The organism is Halorubellus litoreus (assembly GCF_037081675.1).
GTDB classification, from domain to species: Archaea; Halobacteriota; Halobacteria; order Halobacteriales; family Natrialbaceae; genus Halorubellus; species Halorubellus litoreus.
Genome location: NZ_JAZAQL010000001.1, coordinates 549836 through 566706 on the forward strand (window position 1 = coordinate 549836; position 16871 = coordinate 566706).

Sequence of the window (16871 nt, forward strand, 5' to 3'; positions counted from 1 at the left end):
GACCGACGCGTCGAACGCGACCGCTATCGTGCCGTGGTCGAAGGCGGGGGGAAGCGGAGCCGTCGGGCCGAGAGCAGGCGCCGAGGGGAGGAACGCGCCTCGGTCGCGGGACCGAGTCAGGCGGCGGGGGCGGCGAGCGCTGACGCGGTCGCGTTCGCGGACGTCTCGGTGGCGTTCTGCGGGTCGTCGTCGCGCTCGGTGACGTCGACGAGCGCGGGCCACGAGTCCGCGGCGTCGGCCGGCCGCGGGTTCGCGGGCGCGTCGCCCTCGAACACCATGAGCACGATCCGGTAGTCGTCGCCGGTTTCGTTCACCGTGACGTTCCCGGACACCGTCTGGCGGGCGTCGGCGACGGTCGTCGAACGCTCGAGGAGCGTCTCGTTCGACGTCACCGCGATCGACGCGTTCTCGCCCTCGGTCGTCATCTGGTACTCCTGGAGGAGGGCGACGACGGTGTAGGACTGCTCGTCGTCGGACTGGTCCCGGAGCGTGATCTCGACGGGCGTCGGCTCGCCCGCGTAGACCGTGGGGTGACCGCCGTCCGCGGCAGCGTTCGCGGAGACGCTCCCGGTCAGGACGACGTCCGCGTCGGTCCCCGTCGTCACCGTCGTGCGTTCGGTCGTTTCGTTCGACGTCGCGTCGTCTGCGTTCGTCGTGTCGGTCGCAGTGGTCGCGGTGTTCGGCCCACCGAGGGCGCCGAGACACCCGCTCGTCGCGACGACGACGACGAGGAGGGCGATCGCTGGGATGCGGGAGACCATACTCGGGGTCCATCGGAGACACGACAAATACTTTGTGGAACCACCACCATCACGATACGTTTTCTCGGGCGTCGACTCCGAACCGAAACGAATGCATCAGGCCCCAAGAATCCCGTAAACGAAAGCCTCAGTCTCGACACGTGCACGAACGTTCTCGGTATCGTTACAATCTCTCGATACGCGTCACGGGAGCGCGAGCACCTCCGCGGGGGTGGGGACGGCGAGCGCGAGCGCGGCTGCGGTGGCGACGGCGAGCCACCCGGCGCGGTCGACGACCGCGAGTGCACGCTCCGCTATCGGCGTCGGCGGGAGCGGCGCGTCGGGATTCAGCACGTAGACGCCGGGTTTCTCCAGTCGGACGTCGACCGCGGCCGCGAGTGCACCCATCGGCCACCCCGAGTTCGGCGACGGGACGCCCGCGAGCCACTCGCGCGCGCGACCGAGCGCATCCGGTCGACCACCGGCGAACGCGAGCAGGCCCGCCGACAGCCGCGCCGGCACCCACATCGCGGCGTCGTCGAGGCGTGCGCTCGCGGTCCCGTGACGCTTGGCGGGGTACCCGAGCATCGAGTCGAGCGTGTTCACGGCCTTCACCCACGCCGCCGCGCCCGCGCCCGCAGCGATACCGAACGGGAGCGCGACGACGAACGCGAGGAGGGGCGCGACGAGCCCGTCGGCGAGGTTCTCGGCCGCGGACTCGACGGCCGCGGACCGCACCTGCGCCGGCGAGAGCGCGCTCGCGTCCCGCCCCGCGAGCCCCAAAAGGTCCTCGCGCGCCGCCGCGAGGTCGCGGTCACTCGCTGCGACGACGTCGCGAGCGAGCGCGAGGAGCATGCGTCGACTCGTCGCCGCGAATAACGAGAGAACGGCGGCGACGACCGACAGCCACGGGGTGAGGTATCCAACCGCGAGCACGACGCCCGCGACCACGCCCGCAGCGGCGAGCGGGAGGACGACCGCGACCGCGGCGCCCGCGACCGCCGGGTTCGCCCACTCGCGGTCCGCGAGCGCGACGACGCGCCCGAACCACGCGACCGGATGCAGGCGGTTCGGTGGTTCGCCGACCGCCGCGTCCAGCCCCGCCGCCGCGGCGACGACGAGCGCGCCGAGCGCACTCACTGCGACCCCGCTCCCTCGTCGGTCGCGCTCGACGCGTCACCGTCGTCGTCGACCGTGGTCGACGCGGCTCCGCCCCTGCCGGTCGAACGGGCGAACGACGCGACGACGTCCACGAACTCCGCGGACGCGACGTCGCGGACGTCCACGAACGACCCGCCGACGCGCTCGACGCCAGCGTCCGCGTCCGCGTCGCCGACGTGCACGAGCGCGTTCGGCTCGCAACCAAGCCCGTCCGCCACGCGCTCGAAGATCCGCTCGTCGGGCTTCCGCCACCCGCACGCGGCGCTCGCGACGACCACGTCGAACGCGTCGCGCATATCGGCGCGAACGAGCGTCTTCCGAACGAGTCCGGGAACCGAGCAGTTCGAGCACACCGCGACCGAGCCGTGCTCGCTGGCGGCCGCGACCGCGTCGCGCGCACCACGACGAACCGTCACGTCGGGGTCGAACGCGGCGACGACCGCACGCCGCGGCGCGTTCCCAGGCGCATCGACGCCGCGGCTCGCGAGCGCTCGCGCGACGTGCGCCGGAAGCGGGACCTCGGCTCCCTCCGGCGCGTCCACGTGCACCTCGCGGTACGCCTCGCCCCAGTCCTCGGGGACGTCGACGTCGCGAGCGCGAAGCTCGCGCGCCACCGCTTCAGCGGGGTCATCGGGTCGCGTGACGTCGACGAGCGTCCCGAACAGGTCGAACGATACTGCCACTACGTTCGACTCAGCGAAAACAGACTTGAAGATGACGGAACTACTGACTCGACCAGCATACGGCGCCCGCCAGGGCGCCGTTTCTACCGTCTCGACTCCACGAGCATCCGGCGACCTCCAGGCCGCCGGTTCTCGTGGTCGTGTTTGTCGTGAGCGTGTGGAGCGAAACCCGTTTCCCCTCGGGTCCGGTACGGGTGAGCGAATGGAGTGTTCGAAGTGCGAGCGGGATGCGGTGATGCATGCGGCGTATTCGGGCGCGCACCTGTGTGATGCGCACTTCGCGGAGTCCGTGGAGCGCCGTGTGCGGCGACGGGTTCGCGAGGACAATCTCGTGCCGCGTGACGCGACGCCGGAGGACCCGGAGACGTGGGTGGTCGGGCTGTCGGGTGGGAAGGATTCGGTTGCGCTCACGCAGATCCTGCACGAGACGTTCGAGGCGGATCCTCGTATCGAGCTGGTGGCGTTGACGATCCACGAGGGCATCGAGGGGTATCGCGACGAGAGCGTCGACGCCTGTCTCGAGCTGACCGAGGACCTCGACGTCCGTCACGAGGTCGTGTCGTACGCCGAGGAGTTCGGCGTGGAGATGGACGACGTCGTCGAGGACGACCCCGAAGGGATGGCGCCGTGCGCGTACTGTGGGGTGTTCCGACGCGACCTTCTCGAGCGCTACGCCGACGAGTTCGGCGCGGACAAGCTCCTGACCGGTCACAACCTCGACGACGAAGCCCAGACCGCGCTCATGAACTTCCTCGAGGGCGACGTCGCGCAGATCGCGAAGCACTTCGACGCGAGCCTCGGGCCGTTCGACGAGCGCGGGAGCGACGGCGACGGTGCGCCGAGTCGCGAGGACCAGGAGCACTTCGTGCCGCGCGCGAAACCGCTCCGGGACGTCCCCGAGAAGGAGGTCGCGCTCTACTGTCACCTCCGGGACCTCCCCGCACACATCACGGAGTGCCCGCACGCGAGCGAAGCGTACCGCGGCGAGATACAGCAACTCCTGCACGGCCTCGAGGAGAATCATCCCGGGACCCGTCATAGTATCCTCGCGGGCTACGAGGAGCTCGCGGGTATCGTCGCGAGCGAGTATCACTCCGACGCCGACGACTCGCGGGACGAAGCCGACCTCGGCGAGTGCGAGCGCTGCGGGAGCACCACCACGCGAGACGTCTGTCGGAAGTGCCAGTTACTCGACGCGCTCGACGCCTGAGGCGACCGGACAGGGCTAACTCGACCCGCCACCGCGGCGTCCGACGCGTCAGACGACGACGTACACAACCAGTCCTGCGAGCGCGACGCCAACGCCCGTGAACACGCCGATGTCCACGTACGTTCGGGCGACCGCGTCGCGCGAGTCGAGCGCGACGGCGACACCCGCGACGGCGACACCCACGAGGAACCCCACCGGCCCGAACCACGCGTGCGGCCCGCCACCGCCGCCGTGCGCGGCCACCCGCCCCGACGACACCACCAGGGCGACCATCCCAGTCACGACGAACCGCTGCAGCAACCCCGCTCGCCGCATCACGACACCTCCTCGGTCGTCACCGCCGCACGACCATCGGCCACGACGCTCGCGAACAGCACGCCGACGAGCGCAGCGAGCACCACCGCCCCAACGACGACGTGGATCGACCAGTTGAACAGCCCCTCCTGGAGGTACGAGTGGTCGATGCCGACCGTGAGGTCGACGACCGTGAAGTACACCGTCACGAACGCCGCCGGGAGGCCCGCCGCGAACGCGGTGAACGCTCGCGACCGGAGCGCACGACCAATCCCGACGCGACGCACGTACACCGCGAACACGTCCGCGAGCACGCCCGCGACCACCGCCGGAACCAGCAACCACACGTACCCCTCGACCTGCACGATAGCGAACGCCGCCACCCCGAACGCAACCGTGAACGCACCCGGCACGAGGTCGAACCGACGAAGCGTCGCCACGACCGCACCGACGTACACGAGCGGCCACGCGACCAGCATCGTCACCACCGACCGCATCGACTCCCACTCGAAGTGCGGGTACGGCCGCACGAGCGGATTCACGAACCCGCCGAACATCCCGAGAATCGCGAGCGCGAGCGTCATCGACACCACGACCGGGACCGCCCCGAAGGCCGTGTCCGCGTCCTCGCCGCGACGCGCCGCCGCTCGGAGCGGCGACAGCAGGAACAGGACCGACCCGACCGCGAGCGTCAAGTGACTCGGACTCACGAGCGCCTCGAAACTCTCCTCGAACCCGAACGCCGAATGCCAGAAGAAGTCACCGACGCCCCCGAACCCGAACACGAGGACGCCGACGATACCCCACCGGTATCCCGGCGGCACCGCCGCCACCCAATCCAGCCCACGGGACCGGCGGTGCGCCGTCCCGGCGAACAACGTCACCGCCACCACGAGGAACGCCGAATAGAAGAACACGTGCTCGGCGGTGAAGAACCCCTCCTCGGCGAACGAGATACCGGCCGCGTGCGACCGGAAGTCCGCAGCGATCCCCGCCACGGTCAACAACGAGAACACCGCGACCACCGCGTCGAACGTCCGACTCGACACCGGCAACCCGACGCCCTCGGTCACGTCACTCGAAACTGTCGTCGAACCCATGCCCGACCGTTCCACTCGCGAACACGTATAAATTACAGATTGTTTTCAGAGCCAGCAAAACGTCGCGCTCCGGGCCGCAGCCGTCACTACACCACGAGAACGGAAGGAAGGAAAGAGAACGGCCACGTGGCCACCGACGACGTCGACCGACCAGGGAGATCGGTCTCCACGAGTGCGCCGTCAGCGGATGACGTCCAGACCGTTGTTCCGCTCGACCTCGCTCCGACCGCCGTCGCTCTGCGCGCCAGACTGTCCGCCGAACGACCCGTCGCCGCTGACGTTCTGGCTCGCGTCGAACTCCGTCTCCTGACTGCCACCGACACCGTCGACGCCGTCGATGGCCTGCCGGGACTTGTTCGCCTGCTTCTGCGTGCTCGGCCCGAGCACCTGCGCGGACTGCACGCCCGTCATGATCGCCATGACGCGGACCTTACCCTTGTAGTTCTCCTGGATGCGCGCACCCCAGATGACGTTCGCGCTCGCCTCAAGACGCTCCGTGATGTTGTCCGCGATACCCTCCGCCTCTTTCAAGGTGAGGTCCGGGCCACCCGTGATGTGCACGAGTCCACCGCTCGCACCGCGGTAGTCCACGTCCAACAGCGGATGGTTCATCGCGTCGTTCACCACCTCGCGCGTCTTGTTCTTGTCCTGGGTCTCACCGACGAGCATCACCGCCACACCGCCCTGGTTCATGATGCTCGTCATGTCCGCGTAGTCCAGGTTGATGAGCGACGGCTGCGTGATCGTCTCCGAGATCCCCTTGACGGTCTCCGCGATGATCTGGTCCATCACGGAGAACGCCTTCCCGATCGGGAGGTTCGGGACGTAATCCAGCAGTCGATTATTGTCGAGGACGATGATGGAGTCAGCTTCCTCGCGGAGCTTCTCCAGGCCTTCCTCGGCCTTCACCGTCCGCGCTCGCTCCACGTTGAACGGCGTCGACACCATGCCGACGACGATCGCACCCTGCTCCTTCGCGATCTTCGAGACCACGGGCGCGGCACCAGTCCCGGTGCCACCACCCATGCCGGCGGTCACGAACACGAGGTCGGCCTCACCGAGGACCTCCTTGATCGTGCCCTGCGCCATCTCCGTGGCGCGCTCACCCATCGACGGGTCGCCACCGGCACCGAGTCCGTTCGTGAGGGACTTCCCCACGAGGATCTTGGTGTCGGCCTCGATCATCTTCAGGTGCTGTTTGTCCGTGTTGATCGCGATCGTCTCCGCGCCTTCAACACCGATGTTGTACAGGCGATTGACGGTGTTGTTGCCGGCGCCGCCAGCACCGACGATGACGATGCGGGGATCGCCGAAGTCGTCTCCGTCGATCTTCTGCTGCTTCTTCTTCTCTTGTTCCTCGTTCTCGAGGGCTTCTTGGACTATGTCCTGCATCGTCACACCTTCGCCCAGCTGCGGCCGCCTTTCTCGGCGCGGTCGCCTTGTTCGTTTAGCATTTCACGGACGGCGGAACGGATCGCTTCCGACCGGTTCGGAAACTCGCCCGTCTCCACCATCTGTTCGACCTCCTCGATCTGCTGTTTCGGAATGCGCAGTGTCACACGCTCCATGGTTCGTAATTTCCCCTTTGGGTAAGACGGCACGCGTGAGAGTCACACGCAATTTGTCTTACACGGCTAAACCCCAGTAGGGCAGTCCGTTCATCACCGCCGGACGCAGCCTGTAAGACGACCGTCTTACGCGACTGTATGCACTGTGTCATACGTAATAAAACTACCGCCGACATATTTCGACGGGCTCGTAGAGCGACTCCAGAGCCGCCCTACTCGCCGTTTACAGCGTTTACCCCGAATCGAGGACGTCAGCGGCCGGCGTCCGACGCCCACAGCCCGGACAGAACGCCCAATCCGACCGCACCTCGTCCCCACACTCGCAGAACGCCCGACGAGACGCCTTCTCACCACAGTTCGGGCAGTACACGTGCTCGCCGTCCAACGCCTCCCCGCACTGCGCACACGACTCATGGTCGTCGGACGACGACTCCACGCCCCCAGCCTCACTCTCGCCCGCAGTCGCCTCCGCCGCTTCATCCGACACCTCCGCATTCTCGTCGGACACCGCTCCTTCGACCGCGACCGTCACGTTCACGTCCTGTGGTTGCGGACGAACACCGAACCCGCGGTCCGCGAGCGCCGCATCCACGCGCTCGCGAACCACCTCGTCCACTCGCTCACGAACGAGCGCGTCCAGCGTCTCCGCATCCGCACCCCCAACCGAACCACCATCGGCATCCTCGATCACATCACCGTCCGCGAGCCGCTCGCTCCCCGCGTTTACATCCTCGAGATACGCGCGCAACGCCTCACGAACGACCTGGCTCTTCGAGGCGTCCATCGCCTCGAGTTCCGCGACCAGGTCGTCGTCCGCGCGAACGGTAATCTTACTCATCTAACACCAGCCACAACACAATCATCGTATTTCAACTTTCCTCACCGTCAGACACCCGAATCGACGACCCACAGCGACCACCGCGCCGTGACACGTAATCGCCCCCCGAAGGCACCACGAAAGAAAACCCTTATATCTACCCACGGACCAAGCAGTGAATGCGATTGCCCGCCCTTAGCTCAGACTGGTAGAGCAGTCGACTGTAGATCGACTTGTCCCCCGTTCAAATCGGGGAGGGCGGACTTCTCCTGCAGTCGATTCGTAGTCGAATTCTCGCCGTTCCTTCAGCTAGCGGTGGCGTTCGTCGGTGTCTCGTTCGTGGTATTCGCGGTGGACGGGATGGGGAGGTTCGTGGTGAGTGCTGGTGGGCCGTACATGTTGGTTGCGAGGTACGCCCAGTCGTCGAAGGGGGCGCTGGTGCTGTAGCCGAGGGTCTCCCAGGGGGCGTTGTAGTTCATCACGCTCTCGTAGCGGTCGTGTGGGACGTCGTACGAGTCGATGCCGTCGTAGTCGTCGTTGGAGAGGCCGAGTGCGTGCCCGAGTTCGTGCATGAGGACGTGTGCTTGGCCGCGGGTCGTGTATTGGTCGCCGTCGCGGCCGCTCGTCTGGAGGACGACGTGGCCGGTAGTTGCGAAGCCGGCGACGGAGTCGCCGGCGAGGCGGGCGTCGCGGACGACCATCGCGTGGTGATAGCCGCGGGTTTCGTTGTCGAAGTACGAGAGGCGGAGGCGGAGGCTGTCGAGTTCGTTCGTCTTCGGTTCGCGCGGGATGGCGTCGTCGACGACGACGTGCAGCGAGATGCCGGTGGTGCCGTCGGGGTTCGTGATGGGTGCGTTCGCGTACTCGTCGACGACGAGCGCGATCGCGGTCGCGTTCGGGCGTTCGCCGCGCATGTAGTCGAGTTCGACGAAGACGTCGCGAGCGAGCGGGTCGGCTGCGGCGAGCGGGCCGCTGTCGGCGGCTTCGACGCCGTCTTCGAGGCCGTCGTCGTCGGTGTCGGACGACGTCGGGTCGGTGTCGTACACGCGGAGTTCGACGGCGTCCGGGAGTCGGTCGCCGTCGGTGTCGTTCGTCGTCGGGTCGGTGCCGAGTTCGCGTGCTTCGCGGCCGTCTCGGAGGCCGTCGTCGTCGGTATCGGGGTTCGTCGGCGACGAACCGTACTCGGCGACTTCGACGCCGTCACCGAGGCCGTCGTCGTCGCTATCCGCGACGAGCGGGTCGGTCCCGTACGTCTCAGCCTCCTGACCGTCTTCCAGGCCGTCCTCGTCCGTGTCCACGACCGTGGGGTCGGTCCCGAGCGCGTTCACTTCGCGGGCGTCGTCGAGACCGTCGTCGTCCGTGTCGACTCGAAGCGGGTCGGTGCCGACGTCGACCTCGCGACCGTCTTCCAGGCCGTCGCGGTCGGTGTCCGCGAGCGTGGCGTTCGTGCCTGCGTCGCGTTCCGCGCCGTCGGTCAATCCGTCGGCGTCGGTGTCCGCGACGAGCGGGTCGGTGCCGGCGCGGAGTTCGTCGAGCGAGCCGACGCCGTCGCCGTCGAGGTCAGCGAGTGCCGCGGCTCCGCCGACCGCGAGCGCGAGGATGGCGACGCCGACGAGGAGGACGACGAGTGAACGACGGGAACGCACGTGCACCAAGTTGGCGTGGCACGCGATTAGTCCTTTCGCGCGACGGCGCTGCGAGGAACGCGTCGCGGTGCGCGCGCAGTTCCACAGCGTTCACGATACCGTCGGTCGTGGACCCAGCCATGAGCGAGTCCTGGCGGACGCGGCTGGCGCGATTGAAGTTCAACCTGTTCCCCGTCTACCGCGGAACGGGTGGCCGCGTCCGGTACATCCGCGAGGACTGGCAGGAGATCCGCGTCGAGATCCCGTATTCGTGGCGGACGAAGAACTACATGGGGACGACGTTCGGCGGGAGCATCTACGGGGCGTGCGACCCGATGCACGCGATGCTCCTCATCAAGAACCTCGACGAGTCCACGTACGCAGTGTGGGACACCGAGGCGTCCATCGACTTCAAGAAACCCGGGAAGACGGACCTGTACGCGAAGTTCGAGCTGTCCGACGACGAGATCGCGTCGGTGAAGCGCGCGGTCGACGCGGACGGCCCGGTGAATCGCGCGTACGAGGTGGACGTCGTCGACGCCGACGGCGTCGTACACGCGACCGTCGAGAACGTCGTGCACGTCTCGAAGCGCTGACTCCGCGGGTCGACGGCCTGGGACACGGTTCCCGAGGGCGGCGTGCTGAAGCGGGCTGGTTTTGACCGTGGCCGCGTTACCCTGGAGCATGAGTCTCTCACGGGACGACGCGCTGGACCGCGTCGCCGCCATCGTGGACGCGGTCGAGTCGGAGACGATGCCGGTCCCGGTCCGCGAGGTGTGGGTGTACGGCGACGTCGCACTCGGCCTCGATCCGGTCGACCGCCTGGACGTGTACGTCACGAAGGACATCCTGATGCGTGGGGACAGCGACCGCGCCGACGAGTTCGAGCGCGATCTCGGCGTGAAGGGTGTCGGACAGACCGTGCGCGCGGCGTGGGCCGAGGAGCACCCCGACCTGGTGCGGGCGAACGCGAACGGGCACGCGGCACCCGAACAGTGTCTCGCCGCGCACCTCCTGGAGGACGACGAACCCATCCATCTCGAGGTGTGTAACGCGAGCTTCGAGGACAACGTCACGCAGCGCCTCGAGGGCGCGAAGACGCGCGGCGACTGGACGCAGCTGCTCGACCCGCGTGGCGTCTGTCTGTTCGCGGAGGGCCAGCGGAGCGACGAGGCGATGCGGAAGCTCCGCGACGGCGAGGTCGCGCTCCCGACGCTCTCGCGGTCGCTCCAGATGCTCGGCCTCGACGAAGGGGACGCGCAGGACGCAGCCCAGGAGTTGCACGCGTGGCGCGACGAGCAGGAAGGCGCAACCGTTCGCGGCGACGTCGTCTAGCGGTCGCTACCGGTGGGGTGAACGACGAGAGGGTCGTGGCTGGCGAGCAGGCGGTGCGTGCGTCGTCGTCGCGTCGGCGCACCGCGCTCCCGTCTGGACCGACGCGACCATTCCTCAGCGCATCGCCGTCGTTCGCCGCCCGATGCAACTTGAATCGTTGGGGCGTCGAGGAGGAAGCGGACGGGACCGAGACCCAGCGTCGACGTGTGGATTACTCGCCGTCGAACCCGTCTTCGAACCGGAACGTCCCGTTGCGCTGCACTATCTCGCCGTCGACCTCGATGAACGAGTTCTCGCTCATGTCCACGATCATGTCCATGTGCGTCGCGGACTCGTTGAGGGGTTCGCCGTCGGGGACGGTGTGCTCGATGGCCTTCCCGACCGCCATGTGGACGGTGTCACCCATCTTCTCGTCGAACAGCATGTTGTACGTGAACCGGTCGATGTCGCGGTTCATCCCGATGCCGAGTTCGCCGAGGCGGCGCGCGCCCTCGTCGGTGTCGAGCACCGCGCCGAGGACGTCCTCGTTCTTCGCCGCCGAGTACTCGACGACCTCGCCGTCCTCGAACACGAGGTGGGCGTCCTGTATCTCGCGGCCCTGCGCCATCAAGGGCATGTCGAACAGGACCTCGCCCTCGACGCTCTCGGGTCGCGGCGCCGTATAGACTTCGCCGCCGGGGAGGTTCAGTTCGCCGTAGTCGTTCGCCGTCACCATCCCGTCGACGCTCATCCGGATGTCGGTGGTTTCGCCGGAGACGATGCGGACCTCGTCCGCGGGGTCGAGGATCTCGACCATCTGTTCCTGGTGCTCGCGCTGCGCGTCCCAGTCCTTGTTCACAGCGTCCCAGACGAACGACTCGTACGCGTCGGTACTCATCTCGGCGTCCTGTGCGTTCCCCGGCGCGGGGTACTGCGTGCCCACCCAGCGCGTCTCCATGCGGGCCTCCGAGATGGGCTTCCCGGCCTTCGATGCGGCCTGGACCTTCTCGGGGTCGACGTCGCTCGTCTCCTTCGTGTTCTCGTCGCCACGGACGATGACGACGACGTCCGTCTCCTCCATCTCCGCGAGCCGGTGTTCGGCGAGCGAGAACGAGTCCTCGTCGGCGGCGCGCATGTACGCTCGCGACGCCCGCTGGCTTCGCAGGTGGTACGCGGGGTTCGCACCCTTCTCGCCGAGTTTCTCCGCGAGCGCGACGACGAGGTCCTCGGCCGCCGACGGCGCGACGATGCGGACGTTGTCGTCCGCCTCGACCTTCGTGGAGTGTTCGACGATCACTTCGGCGTGCTGCTCGATGCGTGGATCCATACCGAATCGGTCTCGCGTCCCCGAGTTAAGGGTTTCCAGAAGCGTTCTTCTGTCTGAATCTTTTCACTCGCGGGTGGCGTCGAGGACGTCGCCGGTGTCGCCGAGCGTCACGACGAGGCGCTCCCCGCCGAGCTCGAACGACGTCTCGTACCGCGGCGGGTCGTCGCTCACCGCGGAGGTGTCGTCGTCGACGATGCCGGGGAGCGTCCAGGGGAGTCGCTCCTGCACGGTCACGCCGTGGTCGTGACAGAACGCGACGAACGCCGGATGCCGGAGTGCCGCGACTGCCGCGACGGAGCCCGTGACGTACCCGCAGCGCGTGCACTCGGTGTGGTACGCGTACGCCGGGAGGGCGTCGTCGTCGCTCTCGACCGACCGTATCTCGCCCTCGACGTGTCCGTAGCACTCCGAGCAGATACCCGCCGTCACCAGGTCGAGTTGCGCGTACGTCTTCCGGACCGCGAACCTGACGATCTCCTCGGTCGACCGGTCGGTCGCCGCGGCGGGCGGGAGCGCCGTCACGAGCAGCGGGTGCTCGTCCTCGCACTCGACGCGCAGCTGGCCGTCGCCGAAGTGCGCGACGACCGGCGTCTCGCAGAGCGGGCACTCCTCGTCGAGTGGCGCCGGGTCGAGATCCAAGACGTCGTCGTCGTACGTTCCGGCGAAGATGGCGCCGACGATCTCGTTCCCTGCTTCGGTCAGCGAGTACTCGCCGTCCTCGGACGCGACGAACCGGCCGCGGAGCTTCCCGAGGTGGTAGTTGAACCGGCCGGAGTCCGCGACGCCGACGCGCTCGCGGAGCGCGGAGAACGACAGCCCGGGGTTCTCGGGGTCCTCGCAGCGGGCGTCGACGAGCGCCTCGAGGATGGCGACGCGCGTCTCGTCGCCGAGCGCGGCGAACGCGTCGGAGACGCTATGGGTGTCCTCGACCATACTCGCTCGGTGGCTGCACGCGAACAAAAACCTCCGCTCCGGCGACGACCGCGCGGCGCCTCGCTCCTCGCCGAAGCGAGTGCGCGAGGAGCGCGGTCAGTCGTCGGGGACGCGCCCGACGGTGACGTGGAACGGGACGGTCTCGACGCGCCGATAGTCGCCGTCGGCGGCCTGCGCGGCGGCCTCGCGGCCCATCTCGCGCCAGTTCTCGCGGAGGTCGTCGTACTCGCTATCGGAGAGGACGGCGCGGAGGCTGGCCTCGTCGCTCGCGAGGCCGGCGCCGCTGGCTTTGCGCGCGACCGCTTCGAGGTCGGCGTCGTCGTACGGCGGTTCGATGGTGCGCGTGTGGTCGTACCGCCTGGTGCCGAGGACGTCGAGGCCGGCGTCTTGGAGGATTTCAGCGGCGTCCGCGCCGAGCGCGGGGTCGACCGTCGACCCGGCGATGTACGCGGCTCGCGCGGCCCTGGCGAGCCCTGGTTCGCGGTCGACGGTGGAGTCGACGGTGACGGCGGCGTTGTCGGGTTCGACGACCGCGACCAGGTCCCGGGAGGCGCGAGCGAACTCGCGGACGGCGGCGCTCGGGTCGGAGAGGTTCACGAGGAGCGCCTGGCACGCGACGAGGTCGAACGCGTCGTCGTGGACGGGGAGGCGCGTCGCGTCGCCGGCGACGACGGGGACGTGCTCGCGGGCGACCGCGAGGAGCGCGGGGTCGGCGTCGCACCCGACGACCTCGCCGGGCGTCTCCGCGGCGAGCACCCTGGAGAACTCGCCGGTCCCGCAGCCGACGTCGAGCACGCGCTCGCGGCCGGGGAGGTCCATGTCCGCGAGCGCGCTCGTCGAATCCGCCCACATCCCGCTCCGGGTGTGTTCGAGGTAGTCCTCGTCGAACCGTCGCACGCGTCCACGTCCGGGGGCGGTCGGGAAAAGCGAGTCGGTCCGCGGCGTCGGCTGGTCGACCCGGTGTCGCCGTCAGGCCTGCTGGCGGGCGGCGAACGCGGCGACGACGAGCGTCGTCGCGGCGAGCGCAAGCGCGAGCCCGAACCCGGGAACGGTCCGCTCCACGAGCCCCAGGCCGGTGGTCGTCGCATCGTCCTCGGTCGTCGACCCGCCGGCGCCGTCGTCACCGGCATCGCCGGGCGTGCGCGTCCCGGTTGCGGTGTCGGTCCCAGGGACGGTGACGGTCGCGCTCCCGCGCCACGTCACGACGACCTCATCGCCGGGACCGGGCTCGGGCGCGCTCGCGCTCGCACCGAACCGCACCGAATCGCCGGGCGTCGCGTTCGCGGGCGCTCGCACGACCAGTTCCGCTCGCGCCCAGTCGCCCGCTGGCACGTCCGCGAAGTGGAACGTCCGCGTCGTCTCGTTCACGCGCACCGCCGACCCGCGGTAGTCGACGACCGTCCACCCCGCGGGTGCCTCGAAGTACGACACCGACAGCGACGCCGGGTCGTCGTTCCGGTTGTACGCCGCGACCGTCACCGTCGCGTTCCCGCCGGGCGCGACCTCCGTCCCGCGCGCCTCGTACGTCAACGGGCGGTCCGCGCGCAACGCGAGGTCGACGGCCGCCGGGTCGCCGCTCGCGCTCGCGTTCACCGTCCGCACCGCGCTCACGTTCCCGTCCCGGAGCGCGACGACGTCGTACTCGCCGGCCGGCACCTGGAGACGGAACGATCCGTTCGCACCCGTCTCCGTGACGTGCAGCGTCGTGCTCGTCTCGTCGTCGACGACGGCCGCGAGCTCGCTCGGCGTCGCCTTCTCGAACAGCGGTTCGGGACTCGGCGCGAGGACGACCGACGCGTTCGCCGCCGACGAACCACCGGGCGCACGCACGACCCCGGTGACGTTCCCCGTCCGGTCGTCGTCGTCGTCCACGACCGCGCCCGGCTGGTCGGGGACCGACTCGGAGGACGCCGGCACCGCGTCCGTGACCGGCCCGACACCGACCGCGACGACCGCGGCGGTCGTCACGAGCGCGAACGTCGTGAGCGCAACGAACACCACGACCGCCTGTGCGCCCGGGCCGAGACTCCCGTCACTCATACCTGTTCGTTGCCCGTGAACGCACAAAGACCCACAAGATAGCTTCGATGACGCTTTCACCCTCTCCCGTCGGCCGTCTCCACCACTGCCGTCGCCCTCTCGTCGGCCGTCTCCACCACTGCCGTCGCCCTCTCGTCGGCCGTCTCCACCACTGCCGTCGCCCTCTCGACCGCTCCGTTCCGCCCCTCGTCGCTCGCGTTCAGGCGTCGTAGTCGTCGCGGAGTTCGCGGACGCGCTCGACGTTCCACGTGAAGCTCTTCCCGTCCTCGGTTGGCGTCTCCAGTACGAGCGGCACCTCGCCGTCGACGATGGCGTCGTGGTTCACGAACGCGCGCATCCCCGCCTCGCCGATCTCGCCCTCGCCGACGTGTGCGTGCTCGTCCTTGTTCGTCCCGCAGGCGTGCTTCGAGTCGTTCAGGTGCACGCACTCGAGGTGCTCGAACCCGACGACGTCGTCGAACTCCGCCATCGTCTCCGCGACGGCTTCGGCCGAGGACAGGTCGTAGCCCGCGGCGAACGTGTGCGCGGTGTCGAGGCAGACGTCGAGGTCCTGTTCGGACTGCTCGAGGACGCTCGCGAGGTGCTCGAACTGGCCGCCGAGCTTCGTTCCACTTCCCGCGTCGCTCTCGATGAGGACCGTGACGCCGTCGGGGACGTCGAGTTCGTCGAGCGCGCTCGCCGCGTTCTCGATGCCGCCCTCGACGCCCGCGCCGGTGTGCGCACCGAGGTGGACGTTCACGTACTCGATACCGAGGCGGTCCGCGGCGTCGACCTCCTGCTGCATCGAGTCGATGGACTTCGCGCGCAGGTCGTCCTTCGGCGTACAGAGGTTCACGAGGTACGACGAGTGAATCACCCACGGCCCAGCGAGGTGCTCGCTCGTCTGCCCGCGGAACGCCGCGGCTTCGTCGTCCTCGAGGGTCCCGTGGTCCCAGACCTGCGGCGAATGCGTGAAGATCTGCCCGCAGTTCCCACCGATGACGCGCTGGTTGTTCACCGTCACCTCGATGCCGTCGTCCGCCTTCTTCGACTTCCGCGTGAACGCGTACGCCGAGTCGCCGTCCTCGACCCAGTGCTGGCCCGTCGAGACGTGCGCACCTACCTTGAGCATGCCCGGAGCGACGCGGTAGCGGGTCAAAGTGCCTTCGGAAGCGGCCGGCGCTTCACGCTGGGCGCTCGCGCCCTACCGCGCCGCGTCGCGGTCACGCACCCACTCCTCGGCCGCGTACTTGTCGTCGACGAGGTCGCGTGCGGCGGCGAGTTCCGCGTCGGTCCACGCGCCCTCGCTGGCGTCGCACCAGTCCGCGAGGCCCTCCTCGAGCGCGGTGACGAACACGTCGCGCTCGACGTCGGCCTGTTCGCGGACGCTCGTCACGCGCTCGCGGAACCGCTCGGGCGTGACGTCGTGGTCCGCGAAGACGCCGAGGTGGTTCGCGAGCGCGTGGTCGTACGAGATGGAGCCGTGCTGGATGACGGCGTCGCGCTGGCGGTACTGGGCGTTCCCCGAGAGCTTCCGGCCGGTTCTGTCGTCTCCATCAGCTTCGTACGCGAACACGTCGTGCGCGGGGTGGATGCCCCGCAGGTAACAGGCCGGTTCGTGGATGCTGTCGTACTCGCGGTCGGCGAAGTCCGTGTCCACGCCGACGCTCCGGATAGCGTCGAGCACTGGCTCGCAGAGGAGCTCGTAGCACTCCATGAGGTCGCCGGGTAGCTCGTCGGCGGGCGCGACGATGCTGTAGGAGACGTCCGCGTAGCTGTCGTGATAGATGCCGCCACCGCCAGTCTGGCGCCGCGTCACGTCGATGCCCTCGCGCTCGCAGAACGCCCAGTCGACGCTCTCGGCGGCCTGCCGGTACCCCATCGAGAGGCAGCTCGGCTCCCAGCGGTACACCCTGACGGTGCGAACGCCGTCCTCGACGGCGGTCCGTGCCGCGACCTCGTCGAGCGCCATGTTCGTCGCTCCGTCGTGCGCTTCCTCGCGTATCAACCGCCACTCGGCGTCCGCGACCGAACCCATACCCGCGAGTTCGCCCACCCCCAGCATAGGGGTTTGGACTCG

The 16871-nt window shown here is 68.7% G+C and carries 18 protein-coding genes and 1 tRNA gene; 4 read left to right on the plus strand and 15 right to left on the minus strand.

From position 1 onward, the window contains the following. Nucleotides 1-116: 116 nt before the first annotated feature. The 3 genes from VYJ16_RS02780 to VYJ16_RS02790 form a co-directional block, all read right to left on the minus strand. Entirely contained in the window at nt 117-761 is a 645-nt protein-coding gene (locus VYJ16_RS02780) for a DUF1616 domain-containing protein (RefSeq protein WP_336348793.1), read from the minus strand. Nucleotides 762-944: 183 nt separating this feature from the next. Further along, a complete protein-coding gene (cbiB, locus tag VYJ16_RS02785) occupies nt 945-1880 on the minus strand; it encodes an adenosylcobinamide-phosphate synthase CbiB (RefSeq protein WP_336348794.1) in 936 nt (311 codons plus the stop codon). Next, complete coding sequence (locus VYJ16_RS02790; RefSeq protein WP_336348795.1) at nt 1877-2584, minus strand: HAD family hydrolase; 708 nt, start codon at nt 2582-2584, stop codon at nt 1877-1879. Before VYJ16_RS02790 ends, cbiB begins: the two co-directional genes overlap by 4 nt. Before the next feature lie 202 nt (nt 2585-2786). On the opposite strand from VYJ16_RS02790, the gene ncsA reads away from it, so the two are divergent. Next, nucleotides 2787-3794, plus strand: coding sequence for a tRNA 2-thiolation protein NcsA (gene ncsA, locus VYJ16_RS02795; RefSeq protein ID WP_336348796.1), 1008 nt, complete (start codon nt 2787-2789; stop codon nt 3792-3794). A 48-nt stretch (nt 3795-3842) separates the two neighbouring features. Here the strand turns inward: ncsA and VYJ16_RS02800 are convergent, their stop codons facing one another. The 5 genes from VYJ16_RS02800 to VYJ16_RS02820 all read right to left on the minus strand — a co-directional run bounded on the left by VYJ16_RS02800 (nt 3843) and on the right by VYJ16_RS02820 (nt 7594). Beyond that, nucleotides 3843-4109 (minus strand): hypothetical protein, encoded by a 267-nt coding sequence (locus VYJ16_RS02800; RefSeq protein WP_336348797.1) that lies wholly within the window; start codon nt 4107-4109, stop codon nt 3843-3845. Then, nucleotides 4109-5188, minus strand: coding sequence for a hypothetical protein (locus VYJ16_RS02805; protein WP_336348798.1), 1080 nt, complete (start codon nt 5186-5188; stop codon nt 4109-4111). Before VYJ16_RS02805 ends, VYJ16_RS02800 begins: the two co-directional genes overlap by 1 nt. Nucleotides 5189-5368: 180 nt before the next feature. After that, nucleotides 5369-6580, minus strand: a complete 1212-nt coding sequence (gene ftsZ / locus VYJ16_RS02810) for a cell division protein FtsZ (RefSeq protein WP_336348799.1) — start codon at nt 6578-6580, stop codon at nt 5369-5371. A gap of 2 nt (nt 6581-6582) precedes the next feature. Continuing rightward, nucleotides 6583-6756, minus strand: coding sequence for a ribbon-helix-helix domain-containing protein (locus tag VYJ16_RS02815; protein ID WP_227132043.1), 174 nt, complete (start codon nt 6754-6756; stop codon nt 6583-6585). A 232-nt stretch (nt 6757-6988) separates the two neighbouring features. Continuing rightward, a complete protein-coding gene (locus VYJ16_RS02820; protein WP_336348800.1) occupies nt 6989-7594 on the minus strand; it encodes a double zinc ribbon domain-containing protein in 606 nt (201 codons plus the stop codon). Between the two features lie 168 nt (nt 7595-7762). Between VYJ16_RS02820 and VYJ16_RS02825 the strand changes: the two genes are divergently transcribed. After that, nucleotides 7763-7836: transfer RNA gene (locus VYJ16_RS02825), tRNA-Tyr, on the plus strand. 42 nt (nt 7837-7878) lie between these two features. Here VYJ16_RS02825 and VYJ16_RS02830 read toward each other — a convergent pair. Continuing rightward, nucleotides 7879-9219: a zinc metalloprotease gene (locus VYJ16_RS02830; protein WP_336348801.1), complete on the minus strand. Its 1341-nt coding sequence runs from the start codon at nt 9217-9219 to the stop codon at nt 7879-7881. A gap of 119 nt (nt 9220-9338) precedes the next feature. Between VYJ16_RS02830 and VYJ16_RS02835 the strand changes: the two genes are divergently transcribed. Together VYJ16_RS02835 and VYJ16_RS02840 are read left to right on the plus strand one after the other, a co-directional pair. Next, nucleotides 9339-9794, plus strand: coding sequence for a DUF4442 domain-containing protein (locus VYJ16_RS02835; protein WP_336348802.1), 456 nt, complete (start codon nt 9339-9341; stop codon nt 9792-9794). Between the two features lie 88 nt (nt 9795-9882). Further along, nucleotides 9883-10533: a DUF7095 family protein gene (locus tag VYJ16_RS02840; RefSeq protein ID WP_336348803.1), complete on the plus strand. Its 651-nt coding sequence runs from the start codon at nt 9883-9885 to the stop codon at nt 10531-10533. 211 nt (nt 10534-10744) lie between these two features. On the opposite strand, the gene VYJ16_RS02845 is transcribed toward VYJ16_RS02840, so the two are convergent. From VYJ16_RS02845 to VYJ16_RS02870, 6 genes are all read right to left on the minus strand, one after another. Next, nucleotides 10745-11839: an aminopeptidase gene (locus VYJ16_RS02845; RefSeq protein ID WP_336348804.1), complete on the minus strand. Its 1095-nt coding sequence runs from the start codon at nt 11837-11839 to the stop codon at nt 10745-10747. A gap of 63 nt (nt 11840-11902) precedes the next feature. Further along, nucleotides 11903-12772 (minus strand): ArsR/SmtB family transcription factor, encoded by an 870-nt coding sequence (locus tag VYJ16_RS02850; protein ID WP_336348805.1) that lies wholly within the window; start codon nt 12770-12772, stop codon nt 11903-11905. A 96-nt stretch (nt 12773-12868) separates the two neighbouring features. Further along, nucleotides 12869-13669, minus strand: coding sequence for a class I SAM-dependent methyltransferase (locus VYJ16_RS02855; RefSeq protein WP_336348806.1), 801 nt, complete (start codon nt 13667-13669; stop codon nt 12869-12871). A 72-nt stretch (nt 13670-13741) separates the two neighbouring features. Next, nucleotides 13742-14812, minus strand: a complete 1071-nt coding sequence (locus tag VYJ16_RS02860) for a carboxypeptidase-like regulatory domain-containing protein (protein WP_336348807.1) — start codon at nt 14810-14812, stop codon at nt 13742-13744. Between the two features lie 199 nt (nt 14813-15011). Further along, entirely contained in the window at nt 15012-15923 is a 912-nt protein-coding gene (locus VYJ16_RS02865) for a deoxyribonuclease IV (protein WP_336348808.1), read from the minus strand. Nucleotides 15924-15995: 72 nt separating this feature from the next. Then, nucleotides 15996-16829, minus strand: a complete 834-nt coding sequence (locus VYJ16_RS02870) for a lipoate--protein ligase family protein (RefSeq protein WP_336348809.1) — start codon at nt 16827-16829, stop codon at nt 15996-15998. Between the last annotated feature and the right edge of the window lie 42 nt (nt 16830-16871).

What these genes read in the sequence shown, in the direction of transcription:
- VYJ16_RS02835 (WP_336348802.1), top strand. Translation starts at nt 9,339, where the DNA reads ATGAGCGAGTCCTGGCGGACGCGGCTGGCGCGATTGAAGTTCAACCTG.
- ftsZ (WP_336348799.1), bottom strand. Translation starts at nt 6,580, where the DNA reads ATGCAGGACATAGTCCAAGAAGCCCTCGAGAACGAGGAACAAGAGAAG.
- VYJ16_RS02815 (WP_227132043.1), bottom strand. Translation starts at nt 6,756, where the DNA reads ATGGAGCGTGTGACACTGCGCATTCCGAAACAGCAGATCGAGGAGGTC.
- VYJ16_RS02780 (WP_336348793.1), bottom strand. Translation starts at nt 761, where the DNA reads ATGGTCTCCCGCATCCCAGCGATCGCCCTCCTCGTCGTCGTCGTCGCG.
- VYJ16_RS02850 (WP_336348805.1), bottom strand. Translation starts at nt 12,772, where the DNA reads ATGGTCGAGGACACCCATAGCGTCTCCGACGCGTTCGCCGCGCTCGGC.
- VYJ16_RS02840 (WP_336348803.1), top strand. Translation starts at nt 9,883, where the DNA reads ATGAGTCTCTCACGGGACGACGCGCTGGACCGCGTCGCCGCCATCGTG.
- VYJ16_RS02870 (WP_336348809.1), bottom strand. Translation starts at nt 16,829, where the DNA reads ATGGGTTCGGTCGCGGACGCCGAGTGGCGGTTGATACGCGAGGAAGCG.
- ncsA (WP_336348796.1), top strand. Translation starts at nt 2,787, where the DNA reads ATGGAGTGTTCGAAGTGCGAGCGGGATGCGGTGATGCATGCGGCGTAT.
- VYJ16_RS02860 (WP_336348807.1), bottom strand. Translation starts at nt 14,812, where the DNA reads ATGAGTGACGGGAGTCTCGGCCCGGGCGCACAGGCGGTCGTGGTGTTC.
- VYJ16_RS02865 (WP_336348808.1), bottom strand. Translation starts at nt 15,923, where the DNA reads ATGCTCAAGGTAGGTGCGCACGTCTCGACGGGCCAGCACTGGGTCGAG.
- VYJ16_RS02800 (WP_336348797.1), bottom strand. Translation starts at nt 4,109, where the DNA reads ATGCGGCGAGCGGGGTTGCTGCAGCGGTTCGTCGTGACTGGGATGGTC.
- VYJ16_RS02845 (WP_336348804.1), bottom strand. Translation starts at nt 11,839, where the DNA reads ATGGATCCACGCATCGAGCAGCACGCCGAAGTGATCGTCGAACACTCC.
- VYJ16_RS02805 (WP_336348798.1), bottom strand. Translation starts at nt 5,188, where the DNA reads ATGGGTTCGACGACAGTTTCGAGTGACGTGACCGAGGGCGTCGGGTTG.
- VYJ16_RS02820 (WP_336348800.1), bottom strand. Translation starts at nt 7,594, where the DNA reads ATGAGTAAGATTACCGTTCGCGCGGACGACGACCTGGTCGCGGAACTC.